The 25,150-nt window shown below is 37.0% G+C and carries 11 protein-coding genes; all 11 read left to right on the forward strand.

Annotated elements, in window-relative coordinates:
* Positions 1 to 2: 2 nt before the first annotated feature.
* The 11 genes from ACHZAX_RS02845 (at position 3) to ACHZAX_RS02895 (ending at position 25,113) form a co-directional block, all read left to right on the forward strand.
* Positions 3 to 1,961, forward strand: coding sequence for a glycoside hydrolase family 97 protein (locus ACHZAX_RS02845; protein ID WP_320017943.1), 1,959 nt, complete (start codon positions 3 to 5; stop codon positions 1,959 to 1,961).
* An 88-nt stretch (positions 1,962 to 2,049) separates the two neighbouring features.
* Entirely contained in the window at positions 2,050 to 2,985 is a 936-nt protein-coding gene (locus ACHZAX_RS02850) for an ROK family protein (protein ID WP_320017944.1), read from the forward strand.
* Between the two features lie 100 nt (positions 2,986 to 3,085).
* Positions 3,086 to 4,270: an MFS transporter gene (locus tag ACHZAX_RS02855; RefSeq protein WP_320017945.1), complete on the forward strand. Its 1,185-nt coding sequence runs from the start codon at positions 3,086 to 3,088 to the stop codon at positions 4,268 to 4,270.
* Positions 4,271 to 4,708: 438 nt separating this feature from the next.
* Complete coding sequence (locus tag ACHZAX_RS02860; RefSeq protein ID WP_320017946.1) at positions 4,709 to 7,909, forward strand: SusC/RagA family TonB-linked outer membrane protein; 3,201 nt, start codon at positions 4,709 to 4,711, stop codon at positions 7,907 to 7,909.
* Between the two features lie 21 nt (positions 7,910 to 7,930).
* Positions 7,931 to 9,565, forward strand: a complete 1,635-nt coding sequence (locus tag ACHZAX_RS02865; protein WP_101309850.1) for a RagB/SusD family nutrient uptake outer membrane protein — start codon at positions 7,931 to 7,933, stop codon at positions 9,563 to 9,565.
* Between the two features lie 16 nt (positions 9,566 to 9,581).
* On the forward strand, positions 9,582 to 11,570 hold the full coding sequence (locus ACHZAX_RS02870; RefSeq protein WP_101309851.1) for a hypothetical protein: 1,989 nt from the start codon (positions 9,582 to 9,584) through the stop codon (positions 11,568 to 11,570).
* 72 nt (positions 11,571 to 11,642) lie between these two features.
* Positions 11,643 to 13,325 carry a cellulase family glycosylhydrolase gene (locus ACHZAX_RS02875; protein ID WP_320017947.1) on the forward strand — a complete coding sequence of 561 codons (1,683 nt, stop codon included), beginning with the start codon at positions 11,643 to 11,645 and terminating at the stop codon, positions 13,323 to 13,325.
* 81 nt (positions 13,326 to 13,406) lie between these two features.
* Positions 13,407 to 16,262, forward strand: a complete 2,856-nt coding sequence (locus ACHZAX_RS02880; RefSeq protein WP_320017948.1) for a TIM-barrel domain-containing protein — start codon at positions 13,407 to 13,409, stop codon at positions 16,260 to 16,262.
* A 66-nt stretch (positions 16,263 to 16,328) separates the two neighbouring features.
* Positions 16,329 to 18,746, forward strand: coding sequence for a glycosyl hydrolase family 95 catalytic domain-containing protein (locus ACHZAX_RS02885; RefSeq protein WP_320017949.1), 2,418 nt, complete (start codon positions 16,329 to 16,331; stop codon positions 18,744 to 18,746).
* A gap of 28 nt (positions 18,747 to 18,774) precedes the next feature.
* Positions 18,775 to 20,952 carry a beta-glucosidase gene (locus tag ACHZAX_RS02890; RefSeq protein ID WP_320017950.1) on the forward strand — a complete coding sequence of 726 codons (2,178 nt, stop codon included), beginning with the start codon at positions 18,775 to 18,777 and terminating at the stop codon, positions 20,950 to 20,952.
* Positions 20,953 to 21,018: 66 nt separating this feature from the next.
* Positions 21,019 to 25,113: a hybrid sensor histidine kinase/response regulator transcription factor gene (locus ACHZAX_RS02895; protein ID WP_320017951.1), complete on the forward strand. Its 4,095-nt coding sequence runs from the start codon at positions 21,019 to 21,021 to the stop codon at positions 25,111 to 25,113.
* Positions 25,114 to 25,150: the final 37 nt, after the last annotated feature.

The raw sequence follows: 25,150 nt of genomic DNA on the forward strand, positions 1-25,150 counted from the left end.
CTATGAAAAAATATAATATCGCCGTCATTATAGTCCTACTGATATTCAGCAGTAAAACAAATGCACAAAAAATTATTGAATCCACCAAGCAGGTTTTAAAATCGCCAAACGAAAAGTTTGTATTTGAGTTTTTCCAGAAAAGTGATCGTAATGGAAAAAAACAAATGTACTATCAGCTTTCTTTTGAAGGTAAACCTGTTGTTTTGGAATCAGAATTAGGAGTGTTAATAGAAAACAACTTGTTTGAATCGGCTTTAGCGATAGAAAACGATCCCAGTGATTTGTGGTGCGAGAATCTGGATTTTAAAGGTGTTGATCGAAATACTGTTGATGAAACCTGGAAGCCGGTTTACGGCGAACGGAGTATTGTCAAAAACCACTATAACGAAATAGTGATTCATTTCAATAAATTTGGAACAGAAGGTGATTTGGAAGAAGGATATGCCGGAACGTTTTACGATAAACGCCGAAGTTATAATATGGATCTTTTGGTGCGGGCATATAATGAAGGAGTTGCCTTTTCCTATCATTTTCCGGAAACATCAAACGGGCTTTTTATACATATCGAAGGGGAACAAACAAGCTACACCTTGCCCAAAGGCACTATGGCCTATTATGAAGGTTGGGCTCAGGGGCCTTATAGTTATTTGCCTCTAAAAGATTGGCCGGGAGAGTGTGAACGTCCTTTGACTTTAAACCTAAAGAGCGGATTACATGTGGCCTTACTTGAAGCACAAATGGTTGACTACAGCAGGGGAAAGTTCATTTTGGATGATGAAAAAGCAAATACCATTAAGCTTTCGATGTATAGTAAGGTTGATGCTGCCAGACCCTATTCAACTCCATGGAGAGTGATCATGGTTGCAGATACACCCGGAGGATTATTGGAGAATAACGACATTGTCTTAAACCTGAATAAGCCCAATCAAATTCAAAATACCTCGTGGATAAAACCAGGAAAGGTTGTCCGTTCGAATCTGACAACTCAGGAGGCGAAAGAATGTATTGATTTTGCAGCTGAGCATAACCTGCAGTATGTACATCTCGATGCCGGCTGGTATGGGTCAGAAGTGGATGTAACTTCGGACGCAACAACGGTTGATAAAAACAGGGATTTAGACATTCAAAAACTGGTAAATTATGGGGCAGGTAAAGGCGTTGGCATTATTTACTACGTAAATCAACGTGCTTTGACTAACCGATTGGATGAAGTGTTTGAACAATGCCGGAAATGGGGTGTAAAAGGTGTTAAGTTTGGTTTTGTTCACATCGGTTCAAACCGTTGGACAAGCTGGTTGCATGAGGCGGTAAAAAAAGCTGCTGAGTATCAATTGATGATCGATATTCATGATGAATACCGTCCAACCGGATTTAGTCGTACTTACCCAAATTTAATGACCCAGGAAGGTATACGAGGAAACGAGGAAATGCCGGACGCAACGCATAATACAACCTTGCCATTTACACGATTTTTGGCCGGGGCTGGAGATTACACCATTTGCTATTATAATAACCGTATTAAAACGACTCACGCTCATCAGCTAGCTCTTTCGGTTGTTTTTTATAGTCCTCTCCAGTTTATGTATTGGTACGATAAGCCATCGGCTTATCAAGGAGAAAAAGAGATTGCCTTTTTTGATGCAGTAAAAACAGTTTGGGACGATACTAAAGTAGTAAACGGGGAAATTGGTAAATATATTACGGTGGCCAGAAAATCAGGTAACGAGTGGTTTGCAGGGGCAATTACGAATAAGGAAGCACGCGAAGTGGAGATTCCTCTTTCTTTTTTAGAGCGTGGAAAGAAGTATAAGGCCTGTATTTATACCGATGATGACAAAATAAAATCCCGTACTAAGGTGAAAACGTCTGAAAGCGAAGTAGATGCCTCAAAAATATTGAAATTTAAATTAAAAGAGAGTGGTGGTGTCGCAATTCATTTTGTGATAGTGAAAAATAAATAATCTCATAAAATAAGTAAAAAACAACGAGTTGTGAGTTACACGGATTAGCTCATACAATCAATTCTATATTCACTCAATCAAAATAAAAATGAAAAAATACGCGATAGGTGCCGATATAGGTGGAAGCCATATTAGTTGTGCATTGGTTGATATGTTCGAAGGACATATTGTAGCCGATAGTCAAACCGAGATGAAAATAGATAACAAAGCTTCTGCTAATGAGATATTAAACGGTTGGAAGGATGCCATAGCATCAACGATTGAGAAAGCAGGTCGTGAAAATGTTGCAGGTGTTGGTTTTGCCATGCCTGGCCCATTTGCTTACGATAAAGGGATTGCTTTATTTGATGAATCAGTGGCTAAATTCGAAAAGCTCTGTAAGGTTAATGTGGCTAATGAGCTTGCCGGGCGTTTACGAACAAACGGTTCAATGCCATTTCGTTTTATGAACGATGCTTCTGCCTTTGCAGTAGGGGAAGCATGGCTGGGCGAGGCTAAAGAGGTAGGTAAAAGTGTCTCCGTTACTTTGGGTACTGGTTTTGGTTCTGCTTTCGTAAATAATGGAGTACCGGTAGTTGAAGGGGAAGGAGTTCCTAAGATGGGATGCGTTTGGCATCTTCCGTTTAAAAATGGAATTGGTGATGACTATTTTTCAACCCGATGGTGCATTGCGCGCTGGAAGGATCTGTCAGGTGAAAAGGTAAATGGTGTAAAAACCATTGCTGATGCGGTATCAGCAAATCCCAAAGCCAAAGGTTTGTTGGAAGAGTATGGCTCAAATATGGGTGAATTCCTGGGTCCTTGGTTAAAGAGTTTTGGAGCCGAAATGTTGGTGATAGGAGGAAATGTGAGCGGAGCTTATAACTTGTTTGGTACCGCCTTTGAAGCTGAATTGAAAAAACAAGGTGCAGATGTTCAAATTACCATCTCACGATTAAAAGAAGATGCTGCCATTATCGGCAGTGCCCGTATGTTGGATGATGCTTACTTTAAGCAGATAGAGAAGGTGTTACCCTTAATGTAAGCTATTTTGGGTATTGCGTGAAGAGCTTGAATCAATAGAAACTTGTCAACCTCTTCTGTATGCTGTTTCTGGATTTTAATAAAAATATTTTGTAAAGACAATGACAAATAAAAAAATAAACATCTCGCAGATTATGCCGGTTTTGTTTGGCTTTTTTGTAATGGGATTTTGCGATGTGGTTGGTATCACGTCAGCTCATGTAAAAGAAGATCTTTTGGGTGGATACGATCCGGCATTTAGAGATACACTTTCGAATCTTATTCCTGTAGCACTTTTCTCAATGTTTTTGCTTTTTTCTATTCCGACAGGGATGTTGATGAATAAAATTGGCCGAAAAAAAACAGTGATATTGAGTAATGCAATTACTATTGTGGCCATGTTTATTCCACTAATAGAGTATTCTTTTGTAATGTCTCTTATTGCTTTTGCCCTATTGGGTATTGCTAATACCATCTTACAGGTATCTCTAAACCCGTTAATTGCAAATGTAGTAAAAGGCGACAGACTGACCAGCAGTTTAACTGCCGGACAGTTTATAAAAGCAATTTCATCATTTAGTGCCCCTTTTATTGCTGCATTTGCAGCTTCTCAGCTTGACAACTGGCAGTATATCTTTCCTATTTATGCGCTAATTACCTTGTTATCTACTGTTTGGTTGATATTTACGCCAATAAAGGAGGATCCAATAGAAGAAAAGGCCAATTCGTTTGGCAGTGTAATGGCTCTTTTGAAAGATAAAACCATTCTGTTGTTATTCTTGGGAATATTGTTTGTTGTTGGAGTTGATGTGGGGGTGAATACTGCTTCGTCTAAAATATTAATGGAGCGTTGTGGTCTAAGTTCAATTGAAGCAGGCTATGGACCAAGTGTTTATTTTGCATTACGTACTTTGGGAGCCTTCTTAGGTGCAATAAGTTTAGCTAAATTCTCTTCTTCTAAATTCTTTAAAATAAATATTGTGGTTGCGGTAGCTGCACTGGTGATATTAATTTTTATGCAAAACCAGTATGCTGTTTTTGCTATTTTTGGTGTTATTGGTTTTACTATTGCCAATATTTTCCCTATTATCTTTGGAATGGCTATTCAGGCCCGTCCTGATAAAAGCAATGAAATCTCTGGTTTGATGATTACCGGAGTTTTCGGTGGGGCTGTTCTTCCTTTTCTGATGGGAATCCTATCTGATGTGGTGGGATCCCAGACAGGTTCTGTAATCGTTATTCTAAGCGGGGCACTATACCTTACATTTGCGGCTTTTGCATTAAGTACTAAAAAACACGAAGATTGAGTTGTTTTAAAATTGATTGGCAGAAAAACAGCTAATTTAAGTACAGAACAATTAATTTATTAGAAATTTCACAATCTGAAATTGGTTGTAATTCCAGGAGGTATGTCTTGGATTAATGTGATTTTAAAAACCGCATGAAACATTCGTTTTATGCGGTTTTTATGTTTTAGGAATCAGTAGTGAACTTATATTGCAGAGGTAACCGAAAAGGATATGTCCTTGAATTGAGATGACTTTGTGTTATCTTTATGAATATGAATGTTTTAAAGTTGATGTTTAGTGCTCTTAATTAACATCTGTGACACTGATTTGTATCATAAATGACACATGAGTTATCATTTTAACCCTTATCATTAACAAATTTTAACAGGTTGAAGTAGGACCCGTAATATATTTGCAACATGTTTAATAACCGAGTTTTATTTAAATCAGATTTCTATGATGATTAAAAAAGCGAAATTAAAAATTCCGGTGCAATCGTTATCAAGGCAGTTGCTAATTTTTACTGGAATTGCGCTGATGTTGCTTTCAGCAACTGTGGCATATGGGCAGACAGAGCGAACCATAACGGGTGTTGTTGTATCTGCGACAGACAATACGCCAATACCGGGTACGAATGTAGTTATAAAAGGAACTACAATTGGTGGAATTACCGATATTGATGGAAACTACTCTATTCAGGTTAACGAAAACGATGTCGTTGTTTTTTCTTTTATTGGATTTAGATCTCAGGAAGTTCTTATCTCCAATCAGCAGGTAATAAATATTATATTGGCTGAAGATGTATCCAGCCTTGATGAAGTTATTGTTGTAGGTTATGGTGTTCAGCAGAAAAAACTAGTGACTGGTGCTACTTCTCAGATGAAAGGAGACGCAATTCAAAAGCAAAATGCGACTAACCCTTTACAAGCCATGCAAGGTCAAACGGCCGGTGTTAATATTGCATCTACTTCAGGGCAACCAGGATCAGACATGAGAGTAAGCATTCGTGGTATTGGTACGGTTGGAGATTCTCAACCACTCTATATTATTGATGGAGTTCAAGGAGATATCACAACGGTAAATGCTTCGGATATTGAAAGTCTGGATGTATTAAAAGATGCTGCTTCTGCCGCTATTTATGGTTCTCAGGCTGCTAATGGTGTTGTTTTGGTTACTACAAAACAGGGGAAAGCCGGAAAAGCACAAATTTCCTTTGATGCTTATTATGGTGTGCAAAATGTAGCAAGAACCACTGATATGCTTAACAGAGATCAATACATTACAATGATGCAGGAGCAAGCATTAAACTCAGGGTCAGCTTTGTATGGCGCAAGTGTTTTTGATGGTGCTGCCGATACTGATTGGGTAGATCAAATGTTTACAGACAATGCTGTTACTGAGAATTATTCACTTGGAATTACCGGAGGAACAGATGCTTCTGTTTATGCTCTTTCCTTATCTTATATCAATCAGGAAGGTATTGTAGGTGGAGCAGATGTATCAAACTATGAACGATATGGCTTTCGTGTTAATACAGAGCATAAACTGTATGAAAATATTTTAAAGATTGGCCAGCATATGAACTTCAATTACATTAAGAATAATGGAGTTGCTGTTGGGAATCAATATAGTAACAGCTTAAGAGGTGCATTTGGTACGTCTCCTTTATCACCAGTATATAGTGATAACAATATTTACGGCAGTCCTTACAATGACACATCTAATTCTCCTTGGAATACCGGTGATGGTAATCCTTACGGATTATTAATGACAAACAATAAAAATGCAAGCGATCAGCAAAAAATGCTTGCTGATATTTATGCGGAGTTAGAGCCTGTTGAAAATTTAAAAATCAAATCATTGTTTGGTTTTAACTATTATGCTTCAGAATATCGAAGTTATTCACCATTGTATCAGTTCTCTATTTATTCATACAACAATGATCACACTACAGTGAATCAAAACATGAGTAAAGGACATACCATGACTTGGACGAATACAGCAAGTTATAGTTTTGATCTTAACGAAGTACATAAGTTTGATGTATTGGCTGGTATGGAAGTTATTCGTTTTCAGGGAACTAAATTGGAAGGTTCAAATTGGGATCTGCTCTCACAGTTCGACAATTTCGGAGGTGCTTATCTTGATAACACAAGTGGACAAGCAGAGTTGGATAAAGATCCGGAAACTGGTGAAGTAAAAGGAGTTATTGAGAAACGCACAGTTGGGGGTGGACCAGAGGTGAAATCACGTCGTCTGTCCTATTTCGGTCGTTTGGGATACAACTACAAAGAAAAATACATGCTGAATGCGACTTTGCGTGCAGATGCTTCATCGAAATTTACCAAAGGGAATCGCTGGGGATATTTCCCATCTGTTTCGGCCGGTTGGGTTGCAACAAATGAACCATTTTTAGAATCGGTTAGTACCTGGATGGATTTCCTTAAAGTGCGAGCAAGTTGGGGACAGGTAGGTAACCAGTCTATTGATGATTTTCAGTATGCAGCACCTGTTAATACATCAACCAATTTTTCAGGAACTGATCCAGCTGCTAATTATGTGTTTGGTACAGCACTGGTAAATACACCTGGAGCATATCCAAGCAGATTATCCAACCCAAATGTAAAGTGGGAGACCTCGGAACAAACCAATATTGGTTTTGATGCTTATTTTATGAATAGTCGATTGGGAGTTAATGCAGATTTTTATGTGAAAAAAACCAAAGACTGGCTGGTAACAGCACCAATTTTAGCAACTGCAGGTACATCTGCTCCCGTTATTAATGGAGGTAATGTAAAAAATACAGGAATTGAATTGGCCTTGACATGGTCCGATAATATTGGAGATTTGAATTATCATATTGGTGTTAACGGTGCTTATAATAAAAACGAGGTAGGGCAAATCCCTACTGATGATGGAATTATTCATGGTTATACAAATCAGTTGTACGATAATTCACCGGAGTTTTACAGAGCTGAAAATGGACATGCCATCGGATATTTCTGGGGTTATGCAACAGCTGGAATATTCCAAAATGAGGCAGATATACAAGCTTGGCGAAATGCGGGAAATGGAATTTTGCAGGACGATGTAAAACCAGGTGATGTGAAATATGTAGATCAGGATAAAAATGGAATCGTAAATTCTGAAGATAAAGTGGATTTGGGTAGTGGTATTCCTGATTTAACTTATGGTTTTAATCTTAGTTTGGACTACAAAGGATTTGATTTGGCAATTTCTGCTAATGGTGTTGTGGGTAATGAAATTGTACAGTCGTACCGAAACCAGGGGAATAAAAAAGCTAATTACACAACAGCGGTATTGCAGCGATGGACTGGTGAAGGAACATCCAATAACATGCCACGTGTTACAGAGACCAATGTAAACTGGCAATTCTCAGATCTTTATATACAAAATGGAGACTTCTTGCGCATTAGTAATATTGCTTTGGGATATGATTTTAGCAGATTAACAAAAAACTCACTATTCAGTCAGCTGCGATTATATGCTGCTGTTCAAAACGCATTTACTTTTACAAAGTATGATGGTATGGATCCGGAAATAGGATATGGAACACAAAGTTGGGTGTCAGGAGTCGATTTAGGATATTACCCACGTCCTCGTACTTTCCTGGTTGGTGTTAATCTTAAGTTTTAATGTTGATAAAGATTTAGAATTATGAACAAAATAAAATTAAATATTCTAACATTTGGAATGCTGAGTCTGGGATTATTTTCTTGCTCAGAATCATTTCTGGATGTAGAACCGGAAACCTCTATTTTTGATAGTAATTTTTACAAAACGGAGGCTGATTTTGAAATGGCTTTGGTTGGTTGTTACGATGGATACCAAAGAACAACATCTGATGGCGGAACGGCTTTCTATGTAGCTTCAGAGCTTCTGTCGGATGAATGTTTTGGTGGTGCAGGTGCAGGAGACGATAGAAACAATCAGCTTTTGGATCGGTTTGATCTAAGTCAGGCACCCTCTTACAATGATATCTTTAACGAGACCTGGAAATCTTATTATGCAGGAATTTTTCGCTGCAATAAGTTGTTAACAAAGCTGGATGATATTAGTTGGGAAGGCAAAGAAGATACTCGCAGCAGAATTGAAGGTGAAACTCGCTATTTACGTGCGCTATTGTATTTCGATTTGGCACGATTGTTCAATAAAGTGCCCTTGTTGCTTGAACCAACTACCGATAATGTGCCGCAATCGGAACCTGCTGCTGTTTATAAAGTAATTGCTGAGGATTTAAAGTTTGCTGCTGAAAATATTAATCAGCCGGCTTATTCCCCTTCATGGGCTGCCACAAATGACGGACGGGCAACTCAATGGGCTGCAAAAGCCGTGTTGGGAAGAGTGTTCTTATTTTATACAGGTTATTATGGTACTGCCGATTTAGAAGGAGTGGTTGATAAAGCTTATGTGTTGGCAGGCCTTGAGAATGTGATCGGCGAAGGAGGTTTTTCATTAGTTTCGGAATACAAAAATCTTTGGGAAGCAGCCTCGACAACACCAGTACCTGAAGATAATACTTTAGTTAGTACCTGGGCCGGAAGAGGAAACTCAGAAGCAGTATTTACACAGAAATTTAACTACACTTCTGATTATAATGGCAATGTAGATGGAAACAGATGGTTGGTGATGATGGGATTAAGAGAAACTACTTCTTCGCCTTATGGTTACGGATGGGGATTATGCACCGTAAATCCAAAAACCGCTCAGAGTTTTGATACTGATGATCAGCGGAAAACTGCCTCGGTTATTGATATGGTTTCTGAAGGTGTGATTGAAGATGTTGATCTATCCAAGTGGAGGGAATATACTGGATATTGTAATAAAAAGTACATACCTCTTGCTCTTCCTGATGGAACTTATATTGTTGACGGTTTAGGTGAAGGTGATAACCAAATTTCACAATTTCAGGATTTTATCGTGATGCGTTATTCTGATGTTTTATTGATGGCTGCTGAATTGGGAAGTGCAAAGGCTCAAACATATTTTGATGAAGTGAGAGGACGGGCAGGTTTAGGTACTAAAACCGTAACAAAGGAAGCCATTATGGCTGAGCGTAGAGTAGAGTTTGCTTTTGAAGGAATCAGATATTGGGATTTATTGCGTCAGGGAATTGATGTGGCGGCTACTGCAATTGCAGAAAGTAATACAGAAGTATTAAGTGCTGATGTGTCTGATTTTATTACAATCACAGAGGCAAACATCAAAAAAACAAATGGTTTTATGCAAATTCCAAATACACAAATTACTCTTTCGAATGGTGTCTTGAAGCAAAATGCAGGATGGGAGTAGTTTTAAAAAATATAATATGATGAAAAAACTATATAATTTATTAACATTTCTGATTCTATCAGCTGTAGTGTATACGAGTTGTACACCTGATAAATACGATCTGGAAAAAACCGATATCAAATCTGAAGATTTGGTGGAAGGCATAGCCTATACGATAACACATGATACTGAAAATCCAAATATTGTTTATCTGACAAGTTTAATGGAATCAAATTATCAGTCTTTATGGAGTCATCCTCAAGGAAGAAGTCAAACGCAAAAGGATACGTTAAAGATTGCATTTCCAGGTGTTTATAAGGTTCTTTTTGGTGTGAATACAAGAGGCGGTGTTGTTTTTGCCGCCGATTCTGCAGAATTTGTAATTGATGAATTCTATTCTGGTTTCGTTGATCATATACTATGGACTAATTTAACTGGAGGTGTCGGACATGAAAAAACGTGGCGACTGGATTATGGTTCTTATGGCCTTGCTGCAGGACCTTTAACTTATTGTGAACCTCAAACAACCTGGGATGAATGGCAAGCCGGTACTGCCTCAATTGGATGGGCTCCTGCATGGGTTGGTAATGAATGGATTATAGAGGAAGCTGATAAAGACAGTAGAATGACTTTTAGCCTGATTGACGGTGCTGAGATAACTACACATAAAGTTACCGAAGGAGTGGATGAGGAAGGAACTTTTTCACTGGATGTAGATAATCATACTATAACTACTACAGATGCTACCATTCTTCGTTCCAACAACTTTATTGCCAATGCAACTAACTGGAACCAGAATTTGGCTATTTTGGAGCTAACAGAAAATCAGTTGATGGTTGGCGTAAGAAGAACAAATGATGAAGGAGATTACCTGTATGTTTGGAATTTTGTTTCTGATGAATATGCTGAAAATTATGTACCGGATGATGTTCCTGATCCTGAACCACCATATGATGGTGATGCTAATAATGATTTAACAACAACAGTTACTGTTTCAAAAACATGGAACATTGATATGGATTACCCATACAATTGGTTTGGATTAGATGGCAGTGCACTAAGTGAGGTTGCTACCTACGGAAGTGATCCTGAAGGATTCACTTTTACAACATGGACACCTCCATATGATCAAGCTATTTTTGAATCCATAAACTTATCCTTAACTAAGCAGGGGGATAAAGATGGAAATTATGAATTAGTAACTGCAGACGGCACAGTGGTTGGAAATTATACAATTGATGATTCTAACAATATAGATTTTGGCCAACCTTTGAGTGTGTTTTCAGGTGTTGGAGGTTGGTTATCTTTTGGTACAAGCGAAGCTGAAAATCTGACGAATACTTTAAGAGTTATTGTTTCTGAAAAGGATGCTCTTGGGAATATTGAAGCCATATGGTTGGGCATGAGATCGGCTGATAAGGATGAATATTTAGCATTGCATTTAAAACCAAGTAGCTCCGGTGGAGAAGAGAATCCAGAAGTAGCTCTTAAGAATATTATTTGTGGAAGTACATGGAAAATTGATTCCGAGCGTAGCTATGATAAAACTACTAGCTGGGGAGCTGAACAAGGTCCTGTTATTTTTTCAGATTATTCTACTTGGGCTTATAATCCTCTTCCAGGACAACATTATGCTGCAGGTGAAGCTGATATTGACTATGGTAGTATGAAATTTGAATTAGACGGTACAGTATCTGTTAGTCAACATCGCAGAATCTACACGTATGTTGATGAAACATCTGGTGAAACTCTTGTTCGTAATGGTTCTCCTGAAGATGGAGATATTCTGGATACGGATGATATTGTAAATTTAAACGGCACATGGACACTTGATTTGGATAATAATAAATTAAGTATGTCTGTTGGAGTTGTTCACCCATGGACCTGCGATTATATGGTCTTGGATTGGGGAGATCTTACAATTTACCGTATTGATGGAGAAGCTATGTTGTTACAAGCTTTGCGAGATCCTAGATCAGGAGAGGATGCATTTCAAATGAATTATGTTTTTGTACCTGCTCAATAGATTAGAACTTTAACAAATGTTTTATCCCGCCCGTTAGTGGGCGGGATTATTCTATAATCAAAATCACAAACAATGAAATTACACCATATGTTACTATCCATTTTAATTGGGTTAATGGTTTTTGGAGGGTGTTCGAAGGATGAAACCAGTGTAGATCCGGAATTGGTAGTTTCTGTAGATAAGCTGGATATAACAAAAGCCGGGGAAACAAAAACCATTCATGTTAAAAGTAATGTGGATTGGACGATCGAAAGTTCAGAATCGTGGTGTAAAGTTACGCCTGAATTTGGAGGAGCCGCAACAAATCCTGTTCAAGTTGCTGTTGAGGCAAATGCTGATACCGATGAGAGATCAGCTACTCTTACAGTAAAAGCAGATAACCTGATTAAAGAAATTCAGGTGGTTCAGGCTCCGGATTATGCATTATTACTAAAACAAAGTGTTTTCAGCCTTACTGCTGATAACCAGGAGTTAAGTATCGGGTTTCAAACATCAGGAACGGTAGAAATTGCTATTGACGGAGATTGGATTACAAAGAAAGAAGCAAAAAGTATAGTTGATGGATCTCAGACCTTTATCATAAGTGCAAATGAATCTTTTATCGCACGGGAAGGCAGCATCAAATTTACTTTAGATGATATTACTGAAATTGCAACGATTAATCAAAATGGAATCGATGTGAACATTCCTGCTGACAAAACCGGTGTTGAAAGTGATGCCGTGACTTTAGCCGGTAAAATGATAGCCGGATGGAATATTGGAAACTCTTTGGAGGTAACCGGAGGAGAAACAGGCTGGGGAAATCCGGTTGTTTCCAAGCAACTAATAGATGGAGTTAAGGCTGCTGGGTTTAATGCAATTCGTATTCCATGTGCATGGGATTCTTATATTACTGACAGAGAAACTTACAGGGTCTCGGATGCTTGGTTTGTCAGAGTAAAAGAAGTGGTTGATTATTGTTACGAAAATGAAATGTATGCTATCTTAAACATCCACTGGGATGGTGGATGGTTAGAGAACAATCCAACTTACGATAAACAAGACGAAATAAATAAAGAACAATATGCCCTTTGGCAACAAATTGCTGTGTATTTCAGAGAATATGATGAGCACTTACTATTTGCAGGAACCAATGAAGTGCATGCTGATTATGGTACACCTTCAACCGAAAACATTATTGTTCAGCAATCATTTAATCAAAAATTTGTTGATGCTGTTCGATCTACAGGAGGAAAGAATGCCTACCGAAACTTAGTGGTTCAAACTTATAATACCAACATTGCTCATGGAGTTAATTTTCATGAAATGCCTACCGATGAAGTTGCAGATCGGTTAATGCTTGAAGTACACTATTATGATCCTTGGGATTTTTGCGGACAGGAAGAAAGCGGTTTCAAAACCCAATGGGGAGCTGGCTATACAGATATTTCCAGTTATGGACAGGAAGACTACCTAAATGAACAATTTGGAGCCATGAAAACCAAGTATGCAGATAAAGGTATTCCTGTAATCTTAGGCGAATACGGAGCCATGTTACGTGCTGATTTGACAGGAGATGCATTAACAACTCATATTGAATCAAGGAATAATTATTTGAAAACAGTTACAAGCGCAGCTAAAGCAAATGGGATGATTCCTTTTATTTGGGATAATGGAGGTACGGGTAATAATAGTTTTGGATTGTTCGATAGGAGTACTGGTAATGAAGTTCATTCTGATGCTATTGACGCTATAATTGAAGGTGCGACAGATTAAAAATACTTGATATATAGAAATTACTAATCTCAGTTCTTTCGATGAAAAAGAGTATTGCAATGGCTTTTAAAATAATATTTTATGATTTTAAAGAAAAAGAAATTAACTATATTTTGTGCAGGACTGGGGATGTTGGGAGTTCTTGCTTCTTGTTCGCAGCCAAAATATGAAAAGTTAGAGAATGGGGTAGTTGTTTCTCTTAATAAGAAGGAAAAAACAGAAGCTGCCTTGGTGAAATTGGAGGTTGTTTCTGACGACATTATTCGCGTTAGTTCCACACCGGAAAATTCATTTCCTGCAAGGGAGAGTTTGGTTGTATTGCCTCAATCAATTACAACAGATTATACTGTAGAAGAGAATCAAGATCAAGTAACACTTTCCACAGCAAGTATTAAAGCAAAGGTATCTCTTTCAACAGGAGAGGTTTCATTTTATGATTTAAATGGGCAAGTATTATTGAAAGAAGCAGAGGGAGTATCTAAAGGATTTACGCCAATTGAAGCCGATGGTTTTAAAGGATATTCTTTTCAACAGGTTTTTGATTCTCCTGAAGATGAGGCGTTCTACGGTTTGGGTCAGCACCAAAGTGATGAATGGAACTACAAAGGTAAAAATGAGGAGTTGTATCAGTACAATACCAAAGTATCTATCCCTTTTGTTGTCTCGAATAAAAATTACGGTCTTCTTTGGGATAATTATTCGTTAACACGTTTTGGCAACCCTAATGATTACGGTCAATTGTCACAGTTTAAGCTGTACAATAAAGAGGGAAAAGAAGGTGCTTTAACTGCAACATATACAACAGGAAAGGGTGAAGAATTTGCAAAAAGGGATGAAGCAGATATTGATTATGAAAATTTGGAAACAGTGAAGAAGTTTCCTGCAGATTTTCCTTTTAATAATTCCAAAATTGTTTGGGAAGGAGAAATTGAAGCCAAGGAATCAGGTATTTATCATTTTAAATTGTATTATGCCGGATATACTAGTGTTGAGATAGATGGAAAAGAAGTAGTTGGGGAACGTTGGAGAACAGCATGGAATCCGAATACTTATAAGTTTACCGTTGAACTTAAAAAAGGAGAACGTGTTCCTGTTAAATTGGATTGGAAACCTGATGGTGGTATTTCTTATGTCAGTTTGAAAGCATTAAGTCCTCGTCCTGCAGAAGAACAAGGTAAATTGGCTCTCTGGTCAGAAATGGGACAAGAGCTTGATTATTACTTTATTCACGGCGATAATATGGACAAGGTAATTAGCGGATACCGTCAATTAACAGGGAAAGCAACTATTTTGCCTCGTTGGGCATATGGTTTTTGGCAAAGTCGTGAACGTTATAAAACTCAAGATGAAGTAGTAGGAGCGTTGGCTGAATTTCGTAAGCGAAAAATACCGATTGATAATATTGTAATTGACTGGTCGTACTGGGAAGAGGATCAATGGGGAAGTCATAAATTTGATGCTTCACGTTTTCCTGATCCACAAAAAATGATGGATGATATTCATGCGATGAATGGACATGCTATGATTTCTGTTTGGCCTAAGTTTTATACAAACACTGATAACTATAAGGAACTTGATGCAAAAGGATTTATGTATCAGCAAGCGGTAAAAGATAGTGTGCGCGACTGGATTGGGAAAGGACACATTGGCTCATTCTACGATCCATATTGTAAAGAGGCACGCCAGCTTTTCTGGAATCAGATGAAAAGTAACATTTATAATTTTGGAATGGATGCCTGGTGGATGGATGCTTCTGAACCTGATATTGTATCTAATTCAAGCATGGAATACCGTAAAAAACTAATGACACCAACCGCTATCGGCTCATCAACAGAGTTTTTTAACACCTATGCACTAATGAATGCAAAGGCCATTTATAACGGACAGCGAAGTGTAGATCCAAATAAAAGGGTTTTCTTATTAACCCGCTCTGGCTTTGCCGGATTGCAGCGATATAGCACTGCAACCTGGAGCGGTGATATTGGAACGAGATGGGAAGATATGAAAGCGCAGATTACAGCAGGCATGAACTTTGCTATTTCGGGGATTCCTTATTGGACAATGGATATTGGTGGTTTTTGTGTTGAAAAACGTTACGAAAACGCAAAAGAAGGCAGTAAAGATTTGGAAGAATGGCGCGAATTAAATACCCGTTGGTATCAGTTTGGATCTTTTGTTCCATTATTCCGTGCTCATGGACAGTATCCATACCGCGAGATTTATAATATTGCACCAAAATCTCATAAAGCATATCAGAGTATTCTGTATTATAATAAGTTAAGATATCGATTAATGCCATATATCTATTCTTTGGCAGGACATGTATATTTTGACGATTACACCATTATGCGTGCACTGGTAATGGATTTTACAAAGGATACCAAGGTAAATGATATTGATGATCAATACATGTTTGGACCTTCAATAATGGTGTGTCCGGTTTCTAAATTTAAAGCACGTGAACGTCATGTTTATTTACCTGAGGGAAGCGATTGGTATGATGCATACAATGGCTCACTTTTAAAAGGCGGACAAACGATTAATGCTGATGCTCCTTATGAAAAGATGCCTCTTTTTGTAAAAGCAGGATCAATTTTGCCTGTAGGACCAGAAATTGAGTACACCAGTCAAAAGTTAAATGCACCAATAAAGTTGGTTGTTTATACCGGTGCTGATGCTCAGTTTGAATTGTATGAAGATGAAGGACTAAACTTTAATTACGAAAAAGGCAGGTACAGTACAATCTCAGTCAAATGGTCTGAAAATGACCAAAAGCTGACTATTGGAGAGCGGAAAGGTGAGTTTGAAGGAATGCCGCAGGAACGAATATTTACTATTGTGTTTGCCTCTGAAAATCACAAAGTAGATTTTAATTTTGATGACCACAAAGGCAAAGAAGTTAAGTACAATGGCAAATTAGTTCAAGTTGAATTGTAATAAGCCATAGCAAGTAATATAATCCCGGCAGGCAATTGTTTGCCGGGATTTTTTAAGGTAAGTATGATGAATATCAGAATAATATTTTTTTTATTGTTGGCAATGCTAATTCAAGTGTCAACTTATGCACAAAAGGAAAGTGTACCCGAAAAAGGATTTGTAAGTTGGTTGCCTGCAGCCAAATGGGAAGATGCTTTACTGTCGGGTAATGGAACTATGGGAGCTATGGTGATGGGGAATCCGTTTAAAGAAACTATTATTCTCAATCATGCTTTGTTGTACTTGCCCAATGAAGCACCTGTAATACCGCCGGATATGACTCCTTATTTAGACGAAATTAAACGTTTATCTTTTGAAGGGAAATATCAGGAAGTGGCCGAATTAGGTGTGAAAATTTGGAAAGATACCGGATATGGTGAAAAAAAATGGACAGATTCCTATGTGCCTGCGGCTAACCTAACGATTGATATGCCGGCGTCAAACGTAAAGAATTACCGGCGAATGGTAAATTACGAAACAGCGGAAGCCGTAGTTGAATGGACGGATCAAAATGGAACATTTAGCAGGAAAACTTTTGTTTCAAGGGCAGATGGTGTTGTTGTAACTCAAATTAAAGGAACTGCACCAATAAATGCTCAAATCTCTTTGCATCAACATCCGCACACTTGGGAGCAGAATGGTTTAATTGACTCACTGATTAAAAAATCGCAAACAAATATAGAAAGTGATTTGATGCATTATCATGTGGAGTATGCTAAGCCACATTCGCATTCTCCAGATGGTTACGATGGTCTTTTAAAAGTGATTAACAAAGGAGGTGAGGTTTCAAAAACTAAGGGGTGTTATGAAGTTGAAAATGCACAGGAAGTAATTATTCTTACCTGCATTGAACCATATAAAGGAACCAACGAAGAATTATTGTTAACCATTCAAAATAGATTGAATAATGCCGGCAATGATTATAATGCTTTACTGAACAGGCAAATAAACAGTCATGGTGAATTGTACGATAGAGTTTCTTTAGAACTGAACATTACGGAAGAAGAAAAAGAAATGACTTCAGAAACATTGGTTTCAAAAGTGAGAGTTGGCACAAGCGCAGGTATTATGCAGCGCCAGTTCGAAGCCGCACGTTACAATATTTTGTGCTCTACGGGAACTAATCCACCAAATTTGCAAGGTATTTGGAGTGGAACATGGACACCTCCATGGTCGGGTGATTTTACTCACGATGGTAATGTGGAAGTTGCAGTTTCAAATCTGCTCAATGGCAATATGCCCGAATTGATGATGGCTTATTTTGATTATCATGAACGAATGATGGATGATTACCGAATTAATGCGAAACAATTTTATGGGGCGAGAGGTATTCATGTTGCCGCTCATACCAGTACGCACGGTTTTAATAATCATTACGATGAAACATGGTGCATGGAGTACTGGAATGGTGGTGCCGGTTGGACAGCGTCTTATTTTTACGATTATTATTTGTATACAAAAGACAAAGAGTTTCTGAAGAAGAGAGCTTTTCCGTTTATGAATGAAGCCTTGATGTTTTGGGAAGATTTTTTGACGATGGGTGCGGATGGTAAATACATAGTAGTTCCGTCTTATTCTCCTGAAAATAATCCATTGGAGCATCGTTGGCAGAATTGCATCAATGCAACTATGGATATCATGATCATTAAGGAACTAACCCGTAATTGGATATCTGCAGCTAAGATTTTGGGTCTTAGTCGAAAAGAGATACAGGAGAAAGAAGAATTCCTGAGTCATCTGCCCGATTATCAAATAAGTAAAGATGGTGTTTTGCGTGAATGGCTTTGGGATGGATTCACCGATAATCAGGCACATCGTCATGCCTCGCATTTGTACGGATTATATGAGGTGCCGGATCAAGATATTTTGGAGTCGGAAGCTTTGCAAAATGCGGCTAAAAAAACGATTCATGAACGGATGAAAATTCGAAAGATGTACCAAGGTGGCGAAATGGCTTTTGGAATGTGCCATTTGGGGTTTGCAGCTGTAAATATGAAGGATAAAGCAACCGCATCAGAGATTCTCGAATATTTATCACGTTTTTACTGGACAAATAGTATGGCAACCACACACAATCCTGGTAATCTCTTTAATATGGATATTAGTGGAGGTTTTCCCTCCTTAATAACCCGTATGATTGTGACTGGCAGATCTGGATATATTACCATTTTTCCTACTTTGCCTGATGATTGGGGAAGTGGCGAGTTATCTGGTGTTTTAGCACGTGGAAATATTAAAATAAACCGCATTAAATGGGATGAACGGGAAGTTAAAATTCAATTGTCATCAAAAAACAAACAGAAAGTAACATTGGAAATTGGAAATGGTATTCAATTAACAAATAGTAAAGTAAATGGAGCAAAATATAAAATTAAAGATGGTAAATTAATGCTCTATTTAAGTAATGATAAAATTGTCGAAATTGAGGTTTCCCGTTTAAAGTAAACGAAAGAAGAAAATTAAAGGAATGAATATGAAAAATATACTATTATATATAGGATTAACACTTGGAGTGATGACCAATGCAAATGCACAAAGTGATGCAAAAACAGAAAAGAAAATTGATGAAATAATCAATCAATTGACTCTTAAAGAGAAAGTAGCGATGTGTCATGCGCAGTCAAAATTTAGTTCTCCGGGTATTCCTCGTTTGGGTATTCCAGAGTTATGGATGTCTGATGGTCCTCATGGAGTGAGAGGTGAAATAAACTGGGACGATTGGGGCTATGCTAATTGGACAAACGATTCGATAACTGCATTTCCTGCACTAACTTGTTTGGCGGCAACTTTTAATCCAGAACTTTCGCATGAATATGGTGTGGCTATTGGTGAGGAGGCACGATTTAGAAAAAAGGATGTTTTATTGGGACCTGGCGTTAATATTTACCGGACACCACTTAATGGACGTAACTTCGAATACATGGGAGAAGATCCTTATTTGGCATCAGTTATGGTTGTTCCTTACATAAAAGGAGTTCAGGAAAATGGTGTTGCAGCATGCGTTAAACATTACGCACTTAATAATCAGGAAGAATGGCGCGGACATATCAATGTAAACCTTAGTGACAGGGCTCTTTATGAGATTTATCTGCCGGCATTTAAAGCAGCAGTTGAAAAAGGTCATGTCTGGTCCATAATGGGAGCTTATAATCAGGTTTGGGGCGAGCATTGTTGTCATAGCGATTTGCTGCTTAATAAAATATTGAAAGGAGAATGGAATTTCGATGGAACTGTAATTACAGATTGGGGTGGAACTCATGATACAAAACAAGCCGCTTTTAATGGATTGGATATTGAAATGGGAACGTGGACCAACGGATTAACTTCTTCTGCTAAGTTTGCTTACGACAACTATTTTTTAGCGGATCCTTTTTTGAAAATGATTCAAGATGGCGAAATTGATGAATCGGTTGTTGATGACAAAGTACGACGAATCCTGCGGTTGATGTACAGAACCAATATGAACCTAAATCGTTCGCTTGGCCGGATGAATAATGTTGAACATACTCAGGCAGCACGAAAAGTTGCCGCAGATGGTATTGTATTATTGAAAAACAAGAATGAGTTTTTTCCAATTAATCCGGACACGAATATCAAGATTGCTGTAATTGGTGAAAATGCTACTCGTTCAATGACTGTTGGCGGCGGTTCGTCAGAATTAAAAGCAAAATATGAAATATCACCATTGGAAGGTATTAAAAACCGCTTCAAAAATGCGACCATTCTTCATTCAATGGGGTATGCTTCCGGACCATCAGCTTATGGACGTGAAATACCTTCCCAATTGAATGCCGATTCGTTGGTGAAAGCGGCAATTGATGTGGCTTCAAAAGCAGATGTTGTATTATTTATTGGAGGACTCAATAAAAATCATTTTCAGGATTGTGAAGGTGGAGACCGCAGGCATTTTGAATTGCCGTTCGGGCAAAATGAATTGATTGCAGAATTGTTAAACGTAAATAGCAATCTGGGAGTTGTGTTGGTTAGTGGAAATGCGGTTGAGATGCCTTGGTTAAATCAGGTTAACGGATTAATACAATCATGGTACAATGGTAGTGAGGCCGGAAACGCTTTGGCTGATGTTATTTCGGGAGATGTGAATGCTTCAGGAAAACTTCCTTTCTCATATCCGGTTAAATTAAAAGACAATGCAGCTCATTATTTTGGAGAACTTTCATACCCGGGCGATAGTATTAATCAGTACTACAAAGAAGATATTTTAGTTGGTTACCGTTGGCACGATACAAAAAAAATTAAACCTTTGTTTGCCTTTGGTTACGGATTGTCCTATACGGACTTTAAGATATCCGATCTTACTGCAGACAAGCAGATTTACTCTAAAGGAGATAAGATAAAAGTTAGCTGCTTGTTGGCAAATACAGGAGAAGTAAAAGGATCAGAAGTTGTTCAGGTTTATATTGGTAAGCTAAAATCAAAAGTTGAGCGGGCTCTAAAAGAACTTAAAGGTTTTAAAAAGGTTTCTTTGGATTCAGGTAAAGAAGAACAGGTAGAGATTGAAATTTCTGTTGATGATCTGGCATTTTACGATGAAGCAATATCAGATTGGAATCTGGAAAAAGGCACTTATATTATTTATATTGGTAATTCTTCTGATAATATTATTCAAAAACAAAAAATAAATATAAAATAGAGAATTAGGGATGGGGTTTGCCATCCCTTTTGTATTTTAACCCTGAAATAAATTTACAATTTATCTATGCATAGACTGATTGGCATAATCCTGCTTTTTGTTTTATCAAGTTTCTCAATTCAGGCTGAGAGGCAATACTCTTTTCTGAAGGTTAACAATGTTGATGGATTAGTTAATAATCATGTAACATGTATTTATAAGGATACAAGAGGTTTTGTTTGGATTGGAACAAGAGCAGGATTAAGCAGATTTGATGGGTTTGAATTTGTTAATTATAAACACACAACAAAAGATACAACAACAATAATAGATAACTACATAGAAAATATACAGGAAGATAATTATGGAAATTTATGGATTGGAACTTTGCAGGGCTATGTTGTTTTTGATATAACTAAGGAAAGGTTTTATCGGGATTTATCAATGTTTATTGGGCAAAAAGACTTTCCGAAAAATATAGAAAATTTATACATTGATAAGAATAAACAGAAATGGATTAAGCAGGATAATGAGTTTTATTATCAGAGAGTTGATTCTGTTTCGGGTAAACTGTACAGTGTTTTTCCTGTTCATGAAAAAGAAGAATGTTGTGTTGTGAATTTTCAACAAGCCAGCGGAGATTATTATTACCTTTTAAGCAATGGAATTATCGAATGTTACGATGGAGAGAATTACAATTTAAAATTTAGAAATGATCACTTGTCAGGAAAATTGGGGGCAGACAGCTTAAGTACATCTCTTTTTATTGATGCAGAGAATGATATTTGGTTGTATGGAAATAACGATGGGATCTATCATTACCAAGTATCACATGATGAATGGAATCATTACACCATTCATTCCAAACTTGTTTTAAGCAGTAACATTATAAGAAATATTATACAAGATGACAACGGGCTGATTTGGGTTGGTACAGACCATGGAGGTATTGATGTAATTAATAAATTCTCAGGAGAAGTTACCAAAATCTATCATCAATCGGATAATGATAAAAGTATTGCTCAGAATTCAATTACTGATTTGTACATCGATGATAATAATATTATTTGGATTGGAACATTTAAAAATGGGGTGAGTTATTATCATGAAAGCATTCATAAATTTCCTCATTACAGACATGTATTGTCTGATCCATCAAGCCTGCCATATAATGATGTAAATTGTTTCGTTGAAGATAAAAAAGGGAATTTATGGATAGGAACAAATGGAGGTGGACTTATTTATTGGAATCGTCATACAAATTCGTTTAAAAAGTATCAATATGATGAAAATAATCCCAATTCTTTAAGTAATAATATCGTTGTAAGTTTGTTTATCGATAGTAAAAATGAATTATGGATAGGAACATATACAGGAGGGCTAAATCGTTTTAATGGGAAATATTTTAAAAGGTATCAATACGGTATAAAATCGACTTGCGGAATTACAGGAAATAATATCTGGTCAATTACTGAAGATTTTAATTTGAATCTTTGGATTGGAATTCTGGGAGGAGGGATTGTAATTTATGATCGTACTAAAGATCTTTTTAAACCTGTTCCGAATAAAGGTAATGTGGATTTGCCAACAAAATTTGTTAAACAGATTTATAAATTGAACAATGGCAATTTCTTTATTGCAACAGAGAGGGGTGTGGTATTTTATGATCTTAAAGAACAGCGTTACAAGCATCATCCTTTTCTTGCAAGATCAACTCCGCTTCCTATTAGTAACAAAACAGTTAATGCGGTTTATGAAGATACTCGAGGCCTGCTTTGGATTGCTTCTCGTGAGGGCTTGATTGTGGTGAATCCAAATACCGGTTTTGTTAAGAATTTTACTGCATCAGATGGCTTATCAGAAGATTTCATTAATTGTATTTTAGAAGACGAGTTTCAATCGATATGGGTAAGTAAATCAAGTGGTTTAAGTCAAGTGGTAGTTAAACAGACTTCGCCGGGAGAGGAGTATTCATTCTCTATTTTTGATTACACGGAGGAGGACGGCTTGCAGGGAAAAGAGTTTAACACACAAGCTGCTTATAAAACATCTAAAAACGAACTGATTTTTGGAGGAAACAACGGTTTTAATATGTTTCAATCCAAAAACATAAAATACAACCAGATTTTGCCAAAGGTTGTGTTTACTGACTTTCAAATCTTTAATCAAAGCATAAAACCCAATACTTCAATTAAGAACACAATTATTCTTAAAGAATCTATAACATCTGCAAAGTCAATCGAGTTAAAGTATTCTATGAATGTTTTTTCAATTGATTTTACGGCACTTAATTTTTTTATTCCCAGTAAAATTAAATATCAATATAAGCTAGATGGATTTAATGATGACTGGATGTCATTAGATGCAAATCGAAATAGAGTGACCTACACAAATCTTTCGCCCGGAGACTATTATTTTAAAGTTAAAGCATCCAACAATGATGGAATTTGGAATGATGATTATGCAGAATTACATATTATTGTATTACCACCTTTGTATGCAACACCGTTGGCTTATTCTATATATATCCTTTTAATTGTTGGAATTCTTGTGTATTTCAGATATTCAATGTTGCGTAAGGAACGTGTAAAATTCCAAAAAGAGCAAGAACAAATACAGGCCAACCGTAATCATGAGATGGATGAAATGAAACTGAGGTTTTTAACGAATGTCAGTCATGAATTTCGTACGCCATTAACGCTGATTTTAACACCTTTGGATAAATTGTTAAAGCAAACCAGATCCGAATCGGATAAAAGATTGCTTGATACCATTGAGCGAAACGCCAAACAACTTCTTAATCTGGTAAATCAATTGCTGGATTTTCGTAAGTTGGAACTGCATGGATTGCGATATAATCCATCTTACGTTGATATTGTTACTTTTTTAAATGACGTGACTCATAATTTTGAGGATGCCTTTAACAAGAAGCGAATCAAATTCACATTCGAGCATTCAACAGAACACTTTATATTCAATTTCGATAAAGAAAAACTGGAGAAGGTAATGATGAACCTATTATCTAATGCTTTAAAATTTACTCACGAAAAAGGGAATGTAAAATTAAAGTTGGAGATAAAAGATGAAGATGGAATTGTTAATATTATTATTCAGGATAATGGTGTTGGAATAGATGAAGAGGATATCGACAAAATATTTGTTCGTTTTTATCAGTCCGAAAAAAATAAGAAATTGGGACTGTCCGGAAGTGGAATTGGATTGAATCTCGCCCGTGAGATGATTCAACTGCACAATGGCATTATTGAAGTGGAAAGCGAACGGGGTAAAGGAGCCAAATTTAAAGTGAGTTTGCCAATTGATAAGACAGTTGTAGTAGATAATGAAGATTTGGAAAGAGTAGATGAAGATTTTGCCAGACCTCAGCAAGAGTCTGAAAGTAGCGAGAAAATCAAAAAGCCAATTATTTTATTGGTTGAAGATAATATTGATTTCAGATCGTTTATGAAAGAAACACTGCAGGAACAATTTAAGATCTACGAAGCTCAGGATGGTCAAAAAGGATACGATACAGTTCATAAGGTACTTCCTGATTTAATTATTAGCGATGTGATGATGCCCAATGTGGATGGCCTTGAATTGTGTACAATGCTTCGTAAAGATATCCGGACATCTCATATTCCGTTTATCCTTTTAACTGCACGAACTGCTGATGAGGACAAAATTAAAGGGCTGGAAATTGGTGCAGACGATTACATAACAAAACCCTTTAATATGGATTTACTTCTTTTGCGGGTTCGTAAATTATTGGAAAAAAGAAGTCAGTTCCAAAAGCAATTTCAAAAAACGGTTGATATAAGTCCAAGCGAAGTTCAAATTACTTCAATGGATGAAAAATTGATTAAAAAAGCCGTTGCAACAGTTGAAAAAAACATTTCAGAATCTAAATTTTCAGTCGAAGATTTAAGCCGTGAACTGGGTATGAGTCGTGTCTATCTTTATAAAAAATTAATTTCGATTACGGGTAAATCTCCTATTGAGTTTATTAGAATTATCAGATTAAAAAGAGGACTGCAGCTTTTGGAAAAAAGCCAGATGAATATTGCAGAAATTGCCTACGAAGTTGGTTTTAATAGCCCGCGTTATTTTAGTAAGTATTTTAAAGAAGAGTATGGTATTTTACCAACGGCTTATGCGAAAAGGCATAAGGAAGATGGAGAATAACTGCATTTAATTCGGAATAAATACATTTAGTTACCCT

This window comes from Labilibaculum manganireducens, from assembly GCF_963665805.2.
GTDB classification, from domain to species: Bacteria; Bacteroidota; Bacteroidia; order Bacteroidales; family Marinifilaceae; genus Labilibaculum; species Labilibaculum manganireducens.

Coding starts and splice junctions, on each gene's coding strand:
- ACHZAX_RS02895 (WP_320017951.1), top strand. CDS start 21,019: ATGCATAGACTGATTGGCATAATCCTGCTTTTTGTTTTATCAAGTTTC.
- ACHZAX_RS02845 (WP_320017943.1), top strand. CDS start 3: ATGAAAAAATATAATATCGCCGTCATTATAGTCCTACTGATATTCAGC.
- ACHZAX_RS02880 (WP_320017948.1), top strand. CDS start 13,407: ATGATTTTAAAGAAAAAGAAATTAACTATATTTTGTGCAGGACTGGGG.
- ACHZAX_RS02860 (WP_320017946.1), top strand. CDS start 4,709: ATGATGATTAAAAAAGCGAAATTAAAAATTCCGGTGCAATCGTTATCA.
- ACHZAX_RS02865 (WP_101309850.1), top strand. CDS start 7,931: ATGAACAAAATAAAATTAAATATTCTAACATTTGGAATGCTGAGTCTG.
- ACHZAX_RS02875 (WP_320017947.1), top strand. CDS start 11,643: ATGAAATTACACCATATGTTACTATCCATTTTAATTGGGTTAATGGTT.
- ACHZAX_RS02890 (WP_320017950.1), top strand. CDS start 18,775: ATGAAAAATATACTATTATATATAGGATTAACACTTGGAGTGATGACC.
- ACHZAX_RS02870 (WP_101309851.1), top strand. CDS start 9,582: ATGATGAAAAAACTATATAATTTATTAACATTTCTGATTCTATCAGCT.
- ACHZAX_RS02855 (WP_320017945.1), top strand. CDS start 3,086: ATGACAAATAAAAAAATAAACATCTCGCAGATTATGCCGGTTTTGTTT.
- ACHZAX_RS02850 (WP_320017944.1), top strand. CDS start 2,050: ATGAAAAAATACGCGATAGGTGCCGATATAGGTGGAAGCCATATTAGT.
- ACHZAX_RS02885 (WP_320017949.1), top strand. CDS start 16,329: ATGAATATCAGAATAATATTTTTTTTATTGTTGGCAATGCTAATTCAA.